Source organism: Paenibacillus sp. W4I10 (assembly GCF_030816325.1).
Lineage (GTDB): Bacteria > Bacillota > Bacilli > Paenibacillales > Paenibacillaceae > Paenibacillus > Paenibacillus amylolyticus_B.
Window position 1 is genome coordinate 4,173,892 of the sequence record NZ_JAUSXX010000001.1, and the last position, 14,893, is coordinate 4,188,784.

The window sequence follows — 14,893 nt, forward strand, 5'->3', positions numbered from 1 at the left end:
TGAATCTGCGAATAGTTTAAATCCCCGGACATGCTTTTGTAAACATAAAAATAGAAAATAAATGCTCCCAAAAAAGTTATTGACATAAGATCCAATATTTCTTACGATAACGTTGTGATCATAACTCGAGGGCCATGCTTTTAAACCTGAGCGGTTTAGGACAACCCCGGTAACTCCCGAAGGAGATGCCGGGGTTGTTGGCGTGTCAAAAGGAGGGAAGTCTTCAATCCACTGCGTAACATTCCGCTGTATTGAAAGCGCTATTATTCAAGAGCCAGGTTGGTTGTTTATCTGAACTACTACATTCACGAGAAGGGTGGATTACTATGTTTCAAATGGCCAAACGCGTACTCCTCAGCACAACACTGACACTCAGTTTACTTGCAGGGGGCGCACTTCCCTATCTGCCTGCTTCAGCGATCTATGCCGATGCGGATACCGCGGTTACCAACAAGCAGAACTTTAGTACAGACGTCATCTATCAGATCTTCACGGACCGCTTCCTGGACGGCAATCCTTCCAACAATCCGACTGGAGCTGCCTACGATGCCACTTGTAGTAACCTCAAGCTGTATTGCGGAGGAGACTGGCAGGGTTTGATCAATAAAATCAACGATAACTACTTTAGCGATCTGGGCGTTACGGCATTGTGGATCTCCCAACCGGTCGAAAATATCTTTGCCACGATCAACTACGGCGGCGTGATCAACACAGCGTATCATGGTTACTGGGCACGTGATTTCAAGAAGACCAATCCGTATTTCGGAACGATGGCTGATTTTCAAAATCTGATTACAACCGCTCATGCCAAAGGCATCAAGATCGTAATTGACTTTGCACCAAACCACACGTCTCCTGCCATGGAAACCGATACATCCTTTGCTGAGAATGGTAAGTTGTACGATAACGGTAATCTTGTTGGCGGATACACAAATGATACAAATGGATATTTCCATCACAACGGCGGCTCCGATTTTTCCTCCCTGGAGAATGGTATCTACAAAAACCTCTATGACCTCGCTGACCTGAATCACAATAACAGTACCATTGATCAATATTTCAAAGACGCAATCAAGCTATGGCTTGATATGGGCGTGGATGGCATTCGCGTTGATGCGGTGAAACATATGCCTCTCGGCTGGCAAAAGAGCTGGATGTCCTCCATCTATGCACATAAACCTGTATTCACTTTCGGTGAATGGTTCCTGGGATCCGCTGCATCTGATGCGGATAACACGGAATTTGCTAACGAATCCGGGATGAGCCTGCTTGATTTCCGCTTTAACTCTGCCGTGCGTGATGTCTTCCGGGATAACACATCCAACATGTATGCTCTGGATTCGATGATTACAGGCACAGCGGCAGATTACAATCAGGTGAATGACCAAGTCACGTTCATCGACAACCATGATATGGATCGGTTCAAAACAAGTGCCGTCAACAACCGTCGTCTGGAACAAGCGCTGGCCTTCACGCTGACTTCCCGCGGCGTACCTGCCATCTATTATGGTACCGAGCAGTATCTGACTGGAAACGGAGACCCTGATAATCGGGCCAAAATGCCTTCCTTCTCCAAAACAACCACTGCTTTTAACGTGATCAGCAAGCTGGCCCCTCTGCGCAAATCCAATCCAGCAATCGCCTATGGCTCTACTCAGCAACGCTGGATCAATAATGATGTGTACGTTTATGAACGCAAATTTGGCAAAAGTGTAGCTGTTGTTGCGGTGAACCGTAATCTCTCCACACCAGCAAGCATTGCGAATCTAAGCACTTCACTGCCAACAGGCAACTACACCGATGTACTGGGCGGCGCACTGAACGGTAATAACATCACTTCCACCAATGGTAACATCTCTTCCTTCACACTGGCGGCCGGAGCAACAGCGGTATGGCAATATACAACGAGCGAGACAACACCAACGATCGGACATGTAGGTCCGGTGATGGGCAAACCGGGTAATGTCGTTACCATTAGCGGACGTGGATTTGGCTCCACCAAAGGTACCGTATACTTCGGTACAACAGCCGTTACCGGTGCAGCAATCACATCGTGGGAAGATACACAGATCAAAGTGACGATCCCAGCTGTTGCCGCAGGCAATTATGCTGTGAAAGTAGCTGCGAACGGCGTTAACAGCAATGCGTATAACAACTTTACCATTCTTACGGGTGATCAGGTCACTGTACGATTTGTCATTAATAATGCGTCCACCACACTGGGTCAGAACATCTATCTGACAGGTAACGTGGCAGAACTGGGCAACTGGAGTACGGGCACAACAGCTATCGGCCCTGCTTTCAATCAGGTTATCCACGCCTACCCAACTTGGTACTATGATGTGAGTGTGCCAGCCGGGAAACAACTGGAGTTCAAATTCTTCAAGAAAAATGGGGCAACCATTACGTGGGAAGGTGGTTCCAACCACACGTTCACCACACCAACCAGCGGTACAGCCACAGTCAATGTAAACTGGCAATAGAATGTTCAGTCCACAAGCTAACCCGGAGTTACGCTAACGCAGCGTATGCTCCGGGTTTTGCTATTGGATTAGCTATATAAATTGAACAAATGACTCTACACTTGACCACTACACGGTCAGATCCATCTCCCATCGCTGTTACCCCCAGTTGTTTTAATTCCCTTCTATACAGGGAAAATCTGGAGCTATCGTATGCTTCCAATGTAGCTTTCTTTTAGAAATCTTTTAGGCGAACGCTTCGTTTTTCCGGATTGCAACTGACTGCTCCGTTATCGTGTAAATGTTTATAGTTCAACTAATATAGATTGGATCTATATCTCACATTTCTAATGATAGGTTCGGATCGACTTCAACGTTGTCGCTGCCAGAATACCTGTCGCCAGCAGTAATATGCCCACGCCTTGCAGCACAGAAGCTGCCCCCCACTGATCTGCCAATACGGATACAACCGTCAATCCCAGAATAGGCGCTGTACTGGTGATTGTTCCAACGACACCATAGACCCTTCCTTGCAGCTCATCTGGAACGGCTGTCCTCAGCATAATCTGGGTGAGCATCGTACAGCAGGCGAACATCGCACCTCCGCCCACGATGAACGGTAACGCCATGATTGGTGAGGATACATTCGCCAAAAAAATATAAATCGGCCCTAATACAATTAGACCGATAAATACCCATCTCCCTCTTCGCTTCAATCGTTTTCCCGAAGCAATCAATAGCCCAGAACCAATCATATATCCGAGTGGAATACAGGTTTCAATTAATCCAAACTGTACCGGATTCGCCTCCCACACCTTGACCGCCATCACTTGAACCAGCATCATGGCTGACATGAAAAACAAAATCAGTACGGGATTGAGCAATACGATGGAACGGATCAGACGATTCCGATAGATGTAGGCAAACGAACTACGCCATTCCTGAGCAAACGTGGTCTGCTGACTAACGGATCGCCGTACCTCTGGAAAGCGACCTGCCATCAGTACACAGACTGCGGACAACAAGAAAGTTGCCCCTGTAATTAATATGGCAACGAATCCGCCAAATGCAGCAACAGCAACGCCCGCCGCAGCAAGACCGCTGATTCGGGCAAGATTATCCACCATATGAATGGTGCCGGTCGCTTGTTGAATATGTTCTCTGCCCACCATACTTGCTACAGAGGCATGGAATGCAGGGGCCTGAAACAGGCTTGAAAACATGGAGAGTGAGAGCAACAGCAGCACCACTGGAAACGGTGCATGCCAACCGAATAAGCTAACCGCAATCAGTACCGCCATTACGCCCCGAAATACATCCGAGACCAGCATCAGCTTCCTGCGATCCAATCGGTCTGCAACCGTACCCGCCACCGATCCAAACAGAAAGCTGACGGCCATATTGCAGATCTGTACGGCTGCCATGCTCTTTGCACTCCCTGTGGTCTGTAACACCCACAGACTGATCGCAATCCCATTGAAGCAATCCCCAAAGACCGAGATGCCGTAGCCGTACAATATCCTGCGAAAGGTAACATTACGCCATAGTGTTCGCGGAGCTTTAGTATCATGCAATGCAGCTTGTCCATCTTGGTATCCGATAATCTCGGGCTCACTGGACGGGTTCATGCCCATACATCACGTTCCTCCCTAATCATGATTCGAGCCCATACAGAACCAGGCACTTCCGCAGCATTGCCAGTCGATAAAGACATGACAATACGGAAGTGCCTGAGTTAAGTGAGTGTTACGCTATCGAGACTAATCATGCCGTCGTTAGCTTAGCTGATGAAATTGTCTCTAGACCTATAATGTTTCTTGCTGAGTCTGCGTTTACCCTTTGGAAGCTCCTGCTGTCAGACCCTGAACAAGGAATCGTTGCAGGAAAACAAACAGCAGGGTAATTGGAATAGCGATCAAAACCGCCCCCGCAGCAAACATCGTAAAGTTACTGTCCTGATACCGGTTGACCAGATCCCACATGCCTACTGCAAGTGTCCAGTTCTCCTTCGTCCGCAGCACCAGGCGGGCGAAGATAAAGTCCATCCACGCACCAGTAAAACTGGTTAATGCCACATAGGTCAGCATTGGCTTGGATAAGGGCAGGATGATGCTGGTGAATACCCGCAGGTGACTCGCACCATCCATGCGCGCCGCTTCGTCCAGACTGCGCGGAATCGTATCAAAGAAACCTTTGACGATAAATCCGCCCAGTACCGCCCCTGAAGAATAAACCAGGATGAGCGCAGCATGGGTGTCGAGCAATTTAATTTGCAGCAAAATGATATAGATTGCAATCATGCTCATGAAACTCGGGAACATGCCGAGGATTAGCATGGTGGAGAGAATCGTTTTACGTCCACGAAAGCGGAAGCGGGACAAGGCATACATCCCGAGTGTCACCATCAACGTGGAGAAGATCATGGTGAAAAAGGCAATTTTCAGCGTATTCATATACCATCTACCGTACATAAAGGACGGGTTATTGAACAGCTCCCCGTAATGGGTCAGCGTGAAAGCTTCCGGCCATAACCGTTCACTGAACAATGCCGCACCGGGTCTCAGGGAAGAGAGAAAGATCCAGAGTACCGGATAGATGGAGACAACGGCGATGATCAGCAACAGCACATAACTCAGGGCCAAACGCAGCGGATTATTACGTGTCTTCATTGAATCATGTCCTCCTCCTTGAATGATTTGGAGCGGCGGAAGTTCCAGATGGAGAATGAAGCGATGATGAGGAAGATAATAATCCCTACCGCTGAAGCCATATTGAACTTGTTATTGTCGAGTGTAAGCTTGTAGAGCCAGGTTACCAACAGGTCCGTCGCCCCCGCGTACTGATAATCTCCGCGTAGCGGATTTCCGTTCGTCAGCAGGAAGATGACATTGAAGTTGTTGAAGTTTCCAGCGAACTGCATGATGAGTACCGGAGTTGTAGCAAAAAGAATGAACGGCATCGTAATAATTCGGAATTTCTGAAATGCGGATGCTCCATCCACTTCCGCAGCCTCGTAGAGATCACGAGGGATGGCTGTCAATACACCCAGAATCAGTACCATACTGACGGGAATACCAATCCACATGTTGACAACAATGACGGTGACTTTGGCCCAGAACGGATCTGTCAGCCAGGGCAACCCCTCCAGCCCAAACGCACGCATGTACGTATTGATTGGTCCAAACTGGCCATTAAACAGATTACGCATGAGCAGCAAAGAAATGATCTGCGGGATCGCATAAGGCAGGATAAAAATCGTACGCCACAGCTTCTTGAAGCGTATGCCCCGCTGTTCTATTAATAGTGCCACAAGCACACCGCCAAAATAGGTGGTGACTGTCGCCAGAATGGCCCAGATGACCGTCCAGGTCAGCACGCCATAGAAGGTCTGGCTCCAAGATTTCAATTGAATCAGATCACTGAACGTCTTGAAGCCCACCCAGTCCACGAGTTTGGCTGGCGGAATGTGGTCCGGCGCTGAGTAGTTGGTAAATGCAATGGTGATCGTAAACAGAATCGGCATAACGGTGAAGAAAAGAATGCCCAGTGCCGGGATGGACAGAAACAGGTAGGGAAAGTTTTTGTCCATCATGTTCCGAAGCGAAGCCGCTGCGCCCAGAGTCTTCTTCCCTTCCTCCCTTGCGAGTCCCGTGACATACGCATCCCGGATGTTGAGAATATAGATCAGAATAAACACAAAAAACACCAGTAGTACGATAATGCCATCCAATAGTAAAAAGATGGAATGGTCTCCCCTTTGAAGTACGGTGGACCCATTCACTTTGACAAAACGCTGTGTATTTTCCCCCAGTGTCCATATGCCCCATACAGCCTGTGACAGACGAGGAAGCAGGTACGCAAGCCCTGCTCCCTCCAGTAACAATAGACAAATCCCCTTAATCCACTGTCGATTGTACAGCTGTCCAAGACCTTGCAGTATGATGGAACATATAGCCGCTGTCATCCGGTGTTGCCTTTCCCTGTTCGGTCCAACGGGCACCGGGACATGCTGCTGTTGCATTTGCTCTCTCCTCCCCGCCTCTTGCTAACCTGTATACATTGAACAAAAGTGTACTTACACTGACCACTCCGATGACAGAACAAGCTTCCGATCGCTGTTATCCCCAGATTTTTTTCGATCCCTTTTCCAATGGGGAAAATCCGGTGATAAAGGCGAGCGTTTCACTTCTTCAGCTTCCTTCTGCCCTCTCCGTTTTTGTGTAAATATTAAGTTCAATCTATACAATTCTTATGCATATCTTCGCATTCGTCGTTCGTCCCTATTGGACAGTAGCAAGGCTTTCCTGAATCTGTTTCACGGCATTGTCCAGCGATGCCTTCACGTCCTTATCGGTATCCCATATATCCGTAATGGCAGACGTGATCGGTCCCCATACGCTGTCCATGGCAGGAAGCGAAGGCATTGGAGTAGAGTTGTTGAACTGTTCCAAGAACGCCTTATTGATCGGATCCTCCTGCACCTTCGAATCAGCAGCCACGTTTTTGTTCGCAGGAAGTGTACCGTTTAGATCAAAGTTCTCCATCTGAGCCTCTTCATTGGAAAGGAACGCTGCCAAAAGCTTCGACGCATTCGGATATTGCGTAAATGCATTTACATAATAGGCTTTAACACCTGAGAAGGAGGTCATCGGTTTGCCATCAATTGCCGGAAGCGGAGCAACGCCAAAATCAATACCGGCATTGCGATAATCGGCAATGGTCCACGGACCGTTAATATCCATAGCCAGCTTGCCGCTGGAGAATAATCCTTTTTTGATATCATAGTTCACGTCACCCATCTTGAGCGGCAGTACTTCCGACTTCAGCTTCTGCAAGAACTGTCCACCCTTCTGGGCTCCTTCGTTATTCAGACCGAGATCCGCGCTATCCATCCCGTTGTCCCCAAAAATATAACCGCCCTGTGAAGCCAGGAATGCATAGTTATAGTAAAATTGCTGCAATTCCCACATCAGGGCATATTGATTGGATTTCACGTTATTGAACGTCTTGGCGAAGCTGATAATCTCCTCGAAATTTTTCGGAGCTTCTGGATACAATGCTTTGTTGTAAAAGAGAGCATAGGTCTCCACGCTGTACGGATAGCCGTACAGGATATCCTTGAACGTTACCGCCTTCAGTGCGTTGTCGCTGGTGTTCTCTACGGTCTCTGCTTCGAATATGTCATTGGGCAGAATAAGTCCCGCCTCTGAAGCGCTACCAATCTTATCATGTGGGAAAACGACGACATCTGCCGCGAGACCCGCCGGGCCATCCGTCGTTAGTTTGGTTACCTGATCGGTTGGAGGTAATTCCTCCATTTTGACCGTTACCCCATATTTCTCTTCGAATTTCTTGGCTCTTTGCTCAATAAAACTGCTTTGATTTTTGTCCTCCCAGATCACCAGGGTAGCCCCTTCTTCCGGTTGAAGGTTCTCGGCTGTTAGCTCTACCACTTCCTCCGGGTTCTCACCTGCCGTAGTTGGAGATGGACTTCCACCTCCAGCCCCGCACGCAGCCAGTGTAAAAGCCATCATGACGGACAATGTTGCCCCTTGCCATTTTCTCATGTAAAATGTCCCCTTCCCTCTGCTTGGTCCAACAATGTTCGCGCTTTTCACCCTTTTGTCTGCGTATGTTGTCAGGTTTGCATTCCATGTTCACCTTGTACAAACGTTTGCTCAAATGGAAGACAAGATGACTCCTCCGTTCAATATGTAGGGGGAAATAAGTCAAGAAGTATGTAAATCCACAGATGTAAGCGCTACAATAACAATCACATCATACAATACTGTACTTTCTTTGCACAAACGTTTGCACAAGCCATATTTGCTCAATTTTAACCAATTTACCTCTTCTACCTACAGTAATTTCCTGTTTCCTTGTTCAGACTCTTTCTTCCTTTATTTTACTTCCTGTGCATCTCTAACTTGGCAGTTAGCAATTGATTTATCGTATCCTTTGGATTACCATAGAGAATATTTATACGATTGTTCAGAAGGGATTTTTTACATGATTACGATCAAGGATATTGCCAAATTGGCGGGTGTTTCCCCTTCTACAGTGTCACGGGTGATTTCCAACCATCCCAGAATCAGCACCAAGACGTCTCTCAAAGTGAAGCAAATCATGAAAGAATTAAACTACCATCCCAACATCATGGCGAAGAGCCTGGTCTCCAAAACGACACATACCCTTGGCATTATGCTTCCGCGTCCTGCTGAAGAGTTGTTTCAGAATTACTTTTTCGGGGAATTGCTGCGGGGTATTATTACACATGCCACCCGTATGAATTATGAATTGCTGCTAACCACTGAAACTTCATCAGACAATGAACTGCACGCGATCTCCCGTCTTGTTCATGGTCGCAGAGTGGATGGCATTCTGTTGCTTGGGTCCAAACGAGACGATCCCATTATTTCATTTTTGGAAGCGGAAAAGTTTCCTTTTGTGTTAATCGGTCGCAGTGAAGCTCATCCCAATGCCCCCATGGTGGATAACGATAATGTACAGACTGCTTATGATGCGACACATCATCTGATCGCCCAAGGGCATACGCGAATCGGATTTGTCAGCGGCCCCCCGGACATTACGTTATCGCATGATCGCATGCTAGGATACCAAAAGGCGCTTGCCCAAGCCGGGCTGGATGCCGATAGTGACTGGATTGTGGAAGGCGAATTTCTACAGGAAAGTGGATTCAGGGCGATGTCGCTGTTCATGTCCTTGCCGAACAGACCCACCGCAATCGTTGTCATTGATGACAATGTGGCCTTTGGGGTACTGAGAGCTCTTGCCGAGCTTCATTATCTGGTGCCTGAGGATATCAGCGTGGTTAGTTTTAACAATATTGCTCTATCGGAGCTGGCTTCACCACCATTAAGTTCTATAGACATTGGAACCTATCAGCTGGGCTATACAGCCGTTCAGGTCTTGTTGAAAATTCTAAGCGGGGAACCACAACCTCATAATCCGGTCATTATCCCCCATCGTCTGATCGTGCGCGAATCCTCACTCTTTTCCAAACCAAAGCCACCCTCAAATTGATCCATTTCGAGCATCCGTGTAGTAATGCAAACGTTTGTCCTAATACGGGATATGACACTGTGGTCCACCGTTTTCGGAGTAACACAAAAAAAGAAGCCGCATATGGTTATGCGGCTTCCTGACTGTTCGCACTATTTCAGTGCTCCATGCTCGACTGCGCTTGAACGGATTAATAAGAGCTCCAGCCTGCATCAGCTGTAACAACGGTTCCGTTCACGAAGCTGGACTCGTCCGACCCAAGGAACAAGGCCACCTTGGCGATCTCTTCGCTCGTCCCAATGCGTGGGTTGATTGCCATGCCCAGCTGTTGCCGCCCTGCACCGTATGGGCTAATACCAGCCATGGATGCGCTGATGTTGGTTGCCACGGCACCTGGAGCGATAGCATTACAACGAATGCCTTGCTCAGCATACATATACCCTGTATTTTTGGTGAAGCCCACGACCGCATGTTTGGAAGCCGTATAGGCTGCTCCTGCACGTCCGCCGTGCAATCCACCTGCCGAAGCAATGTTCACGATGACGCCTTTTTGTTTCTCCAGGAAGATCGGCAATACTTTCCGTGTTGTCCGCATCACACTGGTTGTGTTCACAGCGAACAATCTCTCCCACTTCTCATCCGTTATATCCGCTGCAGGCTCCATACCATCCATAATGCCCGCATTGTTAATCAGAATATCTACTGTACCGTATGTGCTCACCGTTGTATCAATCAGATTCTGCACATCTTCTTCTTTGGCTACATTGGCCAGAACCACAATCGCTTCCCCGCCCTGTGCCTTAATATCATTCACTACCGCCTGTGCGGATTCCTCGTTAATATCCGATACAACTACTTTTGCACCCTCTTGAGCGTACAACGTCGCGATCGCTTTCCCCATACCTGAACCAGCACCTGTAACAACTGCCACTTTATCTTGAAGTTTCATTCCATGTATCCTCCTTTGTGTATTCGTTTACAATAAGTTAACAAACAAATGTTCATTAACTCTTATCCTTAGTATAATAAGTCATAGCGTTTCACTTCAATCAGTAAAAGCTTGTCCAGTTGTACGTTAAACAACACTACTAAGCCCAAATGTTCTTTAATTAATAAAGTGAACTCGCGAGGAGGAAAATAGATGTCTGAAACCCCAAATTCGATGGACAGAAGAATCAAGAAATCAAAAGCTGCGCTGAAGGATGCTCTCATCCATTTGATGCAAAAACATCCCTTTAAAGAAATATCCATTACGGATATTGTCCAGCGCGCCGACCTGAATCGAGGTACTTTTTACAGGCATTATCAGTACAAAGAAGATTTGTTCAACGAGATTATCGATGATGTGATCCAGGATCTGGTGACTTCTTTTCGCAAACCCTATCAAGGGTTGAAAGAGTTCGAGGTTGGTCTGATGCCCTCTTCGGCCATCACCATATTTGAACATGTGCACCAGCATGCACAATTCTACACACTGGTTGTGAAATCGGAGGCCTCCTCCAATTTTCAGCGTATGATCTGCGATGTTCTTCGGGATCTTTCCTTACAGGATCTGAACCACATCTTCCCGCAGCACATTAACCCTGAACTGCTGGCAAGTTACCAGTCTCATGCGATATTTGGCATGATCATGGAGTGGATCAGACAGGATTTCAAACATAGCCCCGTCTACATGGCCGAGGAGTTGTTCAAGATCATTCATTACAAGCCTGACAATGTCGTGTTAAGAGACTGAAATTTTGAATTACCATATTTGCCTCTAGTAGGGTGATTGAGAGGAATTTTAAGAAATCTTTACAATCAAAATTATGTAAATGAATTCCTTTAATTTCTGGTATTTATATGTTAGGTTATCCAATGGAATACAAACAAAAGGGGATGACCTTACATTTGAAGAAGTCGTGGATTATATCATTGATTACCAGTTTTGTTTTGCTTGGCGGAGTGCTTTTCTCTCCAGCCGCTTCTGCCGATGCAACCAAAGTAGCAACCTCTACATATTCAGATCAGAGTTATGAAGAATTTAAGGAGTACACTACTCAGTTATTTGCTCTTGAAACTTATGAGGCCAAAGCCTTTACCGCTCTGGAAAGCATCGATACTCAGGTAACTTCAACGAACCGCAAGTCCATGTATCTTAAACTTACGAATACAGTGATCCCCAATTATACAAAATTGGTATCCAAGGCAAAACAAATCAAGCCTACCAACCCGCAAATTAAGAAAATTCACGCCACATTTATCAAGGCAAGTTACACTCAGCTCGAAGGGTACCTCTTGTACCAAAAAGCAGTCTCCAAGAACAAGGTGAATTACACGTTACTAAAACAGGGTAATGCCAAAGTAAACACCGCTGGTGTTCTAATGGACCAATGCGAACAACAGTTATACGCTTATGCAAGAAGTTTGGGGTATGACAACTAGTACCTATCTTTATAGAAGCCCAAAAAGCAACCATCCCCATGCTTAATGGAGAACGGTCGCTTTTTTCTAAGTTATAGAAATAAGGACAACACTCAAATTCGTTAAAATCCCAATTTTTTTCTTCTGACTTACAGCCCCAGCTTCTGCCCTTTCTCCAACCGTTGAATCTGCTGCTCTCCGGTATCCGCAAGTTCACGGAACTGGTTAATCGTCTCACGCATTCTTGGCAGAGCTTCCTGCTTATAAAGACTGATTGAATCGAGTGCTGACAACACATCGGTGAACGCCTGTTTCATCGTATCCACAGAAATGCTGGCTTCATACGCCTGCTTCTGAATGGCAATCCCCTGATCCTTGAGCATTTTGGATGTACCCGCGATCAGATCGTTGGTCGTCTGGTTCAGCAATTCAATCTTCTGCAGAACAATCTTCTGATTATACAAAGCACTTGCCACAGTAACGGCAATTTTCAATGCCGAGATCGTTACATTCTTCGCACGGTCTACGCCTCGGATCAGTTCCTTGTTGTTGCGAATTACCACTTCAATCGCCATGATGCCCTGCTGGTTCACGACCAACATCTGCTGCAGATCCATCACCCGCTGACGAAGCGGGAATAATACTTCTTCCGTAATAAACCGGACTTTCTCGGGGTCCTCATTGCGAACCTTGGCCGCTTCAATCTGCGCATCGATGGACTCATCCATGAGTACGCCAAGCTGAATCTCCTTTTGTAATCGTTTGGTGAGTTCTCTCAGGTTCTGTTGCTCAATCTCCAGCGTTGTATTATCGTTACGCAGGGTGGATCTGCCTTTATCCAAAGAGGTTACGATGTCAGCGATGACTGCGTCAGCCTTCTGGTATTTCAGGAAATAGGCGCGAAGCGGATTGAACAATTTCCCGAGGAAACCGGTCTTGGCAAAGTCGACCACGCTTGGGTCGAGATCCTTCAGTTGCATATGCAGCTCGGTCAAACCTTTGGCGACCTGACCGCCCTCGTCTCCCGTCTTGGACAGATGTCCAACGGAGACTTGAAGCAAGGCGTTTTTCTCGGAAGAGGATCTCATCGTGTTCATACCAAAGCCGTCAATGGATTGCAAAATCTCTTTGCGTTTCTCTAGGGATTCGAGATCCAGTGTCATGATCATCTCTACGTTGGCATTGGCCACTTGTTGAAGCTCCGCGACCTCTGCGGGCACGGGCTTTACCTCTTCTTCAATCACCTTCTGAATTTCCTTCTGGCTTGGTATTTCCATTGAAAATGACATCTACAGTTCCCCCTTTAGATTACATCTGTACGTTAAACAGGTTACCGATCTTGTACACGACATCGTCGGTATCGGCATTGATGCTTGCCGCTTCGTTAATGCTGGAGATGCTCTCCAGAGCCTTAATGTCCGCGTTGTATCCAATCGTATAGATCGGCACTTTGTACGTCTCGACCAGATCCCGAATATCCTTCAGGGTGTGACCTTCATTGGTCTCGCCATCACTCAGGACAAAGATTAAAGGCTTCACGTTTGGATTAGCAGCCATGTAATCTTCCAGCATCTTCATCGCTACCACGATCCCGTCAAAGGTCGCCGTCCCTCCGCCAGCTTGCAGACTATCCACTGTTCCGACAAACATGGACTGTTGGTTCGTATCATACTTGGCAATCGGCAGATTCACGGTAACCCCGCTGGAGTAAGAAACCAAGCCAATACTGTTGTCTGTACCCAGATACTTCTGACCTTTGCGCAGGGATTCCTTCAGTCGGTTAAGGGGTTCGCCATCCATGCTTCCGGATACATCCGTCACGAACACAGCGGCAATCGGTTTACTGCCGTTTTTCTTTTCTTTCCATACTTTCTGTGCAGACAACAACGTGCCGCCATCCACAGTGGCCAGTTCGGATTTGTAATCCTGCAACCCGTTGAAACCAAACTCTTCCGCTGATTGTTGGTACTTCGCCTGGGTTACGAATTCCGCAAACTTCTGGATAATCTCCTGTTTGTTCTGCGGCAATTGCCCCAATGCATACAGCGGACTGTCATGTCTCACGCCAAAAGGTGTAAAGACGTAACCACTCTTCAGATCGGCGGTATTCACATACGTCTGATATTCGAGTACAAAGGCATCCAGTCTGCCTGACTTGGCAGCTTCCCGCATCTGAATGGTTGTCGAGGCCGTAAACGGTACATTCGTCTGGAATTTCTCAAATCCCTCAATCGCCTTCTCTCCCAGCGGATTGGCGCTATCATACGTATTCAGTGCAGTCACCAGAAAGTTCAGTCCGGTGGAGCTGGCAAATGGATCGGTATATCCCATCGCGAGTTCATTGTTGGCAATCGCTTCGGTTACGGTTTTTACATTAACGGAGCCATAGGTATCAACCAGTGCATCATACTTGGCTTTAGAAATGACAATACCGGGAACATTCCCAACCAATCGCTTGGAGACCATCTCTGTCTTCACCCCACTGGCTTCAACCATCTCGCCCCACAGTTCATTGGAAGGTGTGAATGCATCCGGTATATACTTGCCCGACTTGATATAATCGGTAGCCGTTCCGGAGGCAATGTTGCGGATTTTGACCGATACCGGTTTTCCACCAACGGTGATATTCGCTTTGTTGAATTCCTCGCCCACCTCGGTTAACCAGCCGTCTACCCCGCTGCCCGACTTCTCCGTGGAAGAGAAAATTTCGACGTAATCATTCGTTGTATTCTCTACGGCAATTGCGAATTTGGAGATATCCGGCAGCGATTCCGCTACGTCGACCGGATCGAGATCAATCTGTCCTTTGACCGGTTCCGCCGTTGCTGGTGCAATGTCCGCGTACAGCTTGCCCAGTTCCTTACCCGCGTTCTCTGTGCTCACCTGTGTGGTCGACTTGCCAAAGTTCGACGTCAGTGTAATCCCTGCATAGACCAGACCAAATACGAGTACCAGCATTACAATCGATATGAAAAAAAACTTTCCCTTCTTGGCCATACGAGCAA

Annotated in this window: 11 protein-coding genes; 4 read left to right on the top strand and 7 right to left on the bottom strand. The window is 47.3% G+C overall.

Annotated features, from left to right (window positions below; genetic code table 11):
- Positions 1-326 precede the first annotated feature (326 nt).
- Positions 327-2,483: an alpha-amylase family glycosyl hydrolase gene (locus QF049_RS18770; protein ID WP_307539648.1), complete on the top strand. Its 2,157-nt coding sequence runs from the start codon at positions 327-329 to the stop codon at positions 2,481-2,483.
- 326 nt (positions 2,484-2,809) lie between these two features.
- Here the strand turns inward: QF049_RS18770 and QF049_RS18775 are convergent, their stop codons facing one another.
- The 4 genes from QF049_RS18775 to QF049_RS18790 all read right to left on the bottom strand — a co-directional run bounded on the left by QF049_RS18775 (position 2,810) and on the right by QF049_RS18790 (position 8,029).
- Positions 2,810-4,096, bottom strand: coding sequence for an MFS transporter (locus tag QF049_RS18775; protein WP_307539650.1), 1,287 nt, complete (start codon positions 4,094-4,096; stop codon positions 2,810-2,812).
- A gap of 198 nt (positions 4,097-4,294) precedes the next feature.
- On the bottom strand, positions 4,295-5,131 hold the full coding sequence (locus QF049_RS18780; RefSeq protein ID WP_017690474.1) for a sugar ABC transporter permease: 837 nt from the start codon (positions 5,129-5,131) through the stop codon (positions 4,295-4,297).
- Positions 5,128-6,483 (bottom strand): sugar ABC transporter permease, encoded by a 1,356-nt coding sequence (locus QF049_RS18785; RefSeq protein WP_105601002.1) that lies wholly within the window; start codon positions 6,481-6,483, stop codon positions 5,128-5,130. The genes QF049_RS18780 and QF049_RS18785 overlap by 4 nt, the downstream gene beginning before the upstream one ends.
- A 259-nt stretch (positions 6,484-6,742) precedes the next feature.
- Entirely contained in the window at positions 6,743-8,029 is a 1,287-nt protein-coding gene (locus QF049_RS18790) for a sugar ABC transporter substrate-binding protein (protein WP_150366265.1), read from the bottom strand.
- A gap of 442 nt (positions 8,030-8,471) precedes the next feature.
- On the opposite strand from QF049_RS18790, the gene QF049_RS18795 reads away from it, so the two are divergent.
- Positions 8,472-9,506, top strand: a complete 1,035-nt coding sequence (locus tag QF049_RS18795; RefSeq protein ID WP_192132664.1) for a LacI family DNA-binding transcriptional regulator — start codon at positions 8,472-8,474, stop codon at positions 9,504-9,506.
- A gap of 169 nt (positions 9,507-9,675) precedes the next feature.
- On the opposite strand, the gene QF049_RS18800 is transcribed toward QF049_RS18795, so the two are convergent.
- A complete protein-coding gene (locus tag QF049_RS18800) occupies positions 9,676-10,434 on the bottom strand; it encodes an SDR family oxidoreductase (protein WP_074093664.1) in 759 nt (252 codons plus the stop codon).
- Positions 10,435-10,626: 192 nt separating this feature from the next.
- Between QF049_RS18800 and QF049_RS18805 the strand changes: the two genes are divergently transcribed.
- Together QF049_RS18805 and QF049_RS18810 are read left to right on the top strand one after the other, a co-directional pair.
- Complete coding sequence (locus QF049_RS18805) at positions 10,627-11,220, top strand: TetR/AcrR family transcriptional regulator (RefSeq protein WP_307539656.1); 594 nt, start codon at positions 10,627-10,629, stop codon at positions 11,218-11,220.
- A gap of 179 nt (positions 11,221-11,399) precedes the next feature.
- Positions 11,400-11,909, top strand: a complete 510-nt coding sequence (locus QF049_RS18810) for a hypothetical protein (RefSeq protein ID WP_307539658.1) — start codon at positions 11,400-11,402, stop codon at positions 11,907-11,909.
- Positions 11,910-12,037: 128 nt separating this feature from the next.
- Here QF049_RS18810 and QF049_RS18815 read toward each other — a convergent pair whose 3' ends face one another.
- Positions 12,038-13,177 (bottom strand): toxic anion resistance protein, encoded by a 1,140-nt coding sequence (locus tag QF049_RS18815; protein WP_017690481.1) that lies wholly within the window; start codon positions 13,175-13,177, stop codon positions 12,038-12,040.
- Between the two features lie 19 nt (positions 13,178-13,196).
- Positions 13,197-14,885 (bottom strand): vWA domain-containing protein, encoded by a 1,689-nt coding sequence (locus QF049_RS18820; protein WP_307539661.1) that lies wholly within the window; start codon positions 14,883-14,885, stop codon positions 13,197-13,199.
- Positions 14,886-14,893 lie beyond the last annotated feature (8 nt).

Bases quoted from the DNA above. Each gene is read 5' to 3' on its own strand.
- QF049_RS18790 (WP_150366265.1), bottom strand. From the start codon at position 8,029: ATGAGAAAATGGCAAGGGGCAACATTGTCCGTCATGATGGCTTTTACA.
- QF049_RS18775 (WP_307539650.1), bottom strand. From the start codon at position 4,096: ATGGGCATGAACCCGTCCAGTGAGCCCGAGATTATCGGATACCAAGAT.
- QF049_RS18800 (WP_074093664.1), bottom strand. From the start codon at position 10,434: ATGAAACTTCAAGATAAAGTGGCAGTTGTTACAGGTGCTGGTTCAGGT.
- QF049_RS18815 (WP_017690481.1), bottom strand. From the start codon at position 13,177: ATGTCATTTTCAATGGAAATACCAAGCCAGAAGGAAATTCAGAAGGTG.
- QF049_RS18820 (WP_307539661.1), bottom strand. From the start codon at position 14,885: ATGGCCAAGAAGGGAAAGTTTTTTTTCATATCGATTGTAATGCTGGTA.
- QF049_RS18785 (WP_105601002.1), bottom strand. From the start codon at position 6,483: ATGCAACAGCAGCATGTCCCGGTGCCCGTTGGACCGAACAGGGAAAGG.
- QF049_RS18805 (WP_307539656.1), top strand. From the start codon at position 10,627: ATGTCTGAAACCCCAAATTCGATGGACAGAAGAATCAAGAAATCAAAA.
- QF049_RS18780 (WP_017690474.1), bottom strand. From the start codon at position 5,131: ATGAAGACACGTAATAATCCGCTGCGTTTGGCCCTGAGTTATGTGCTG.
- QF049_RS18795 (WP_192132664.1), top strand. From the start codon at position 8,472: ATGATTACGATCAAGGATATTGCCAAATTGGCGGGTGTTTCCCCTTCT.
- QF049_RS18770 (WP_307539648.1), top strand. From the start codon at position 327: ATGTTTCAAATGGCCAAACGCGTACTCCTCAGCACAACACTGACACTC.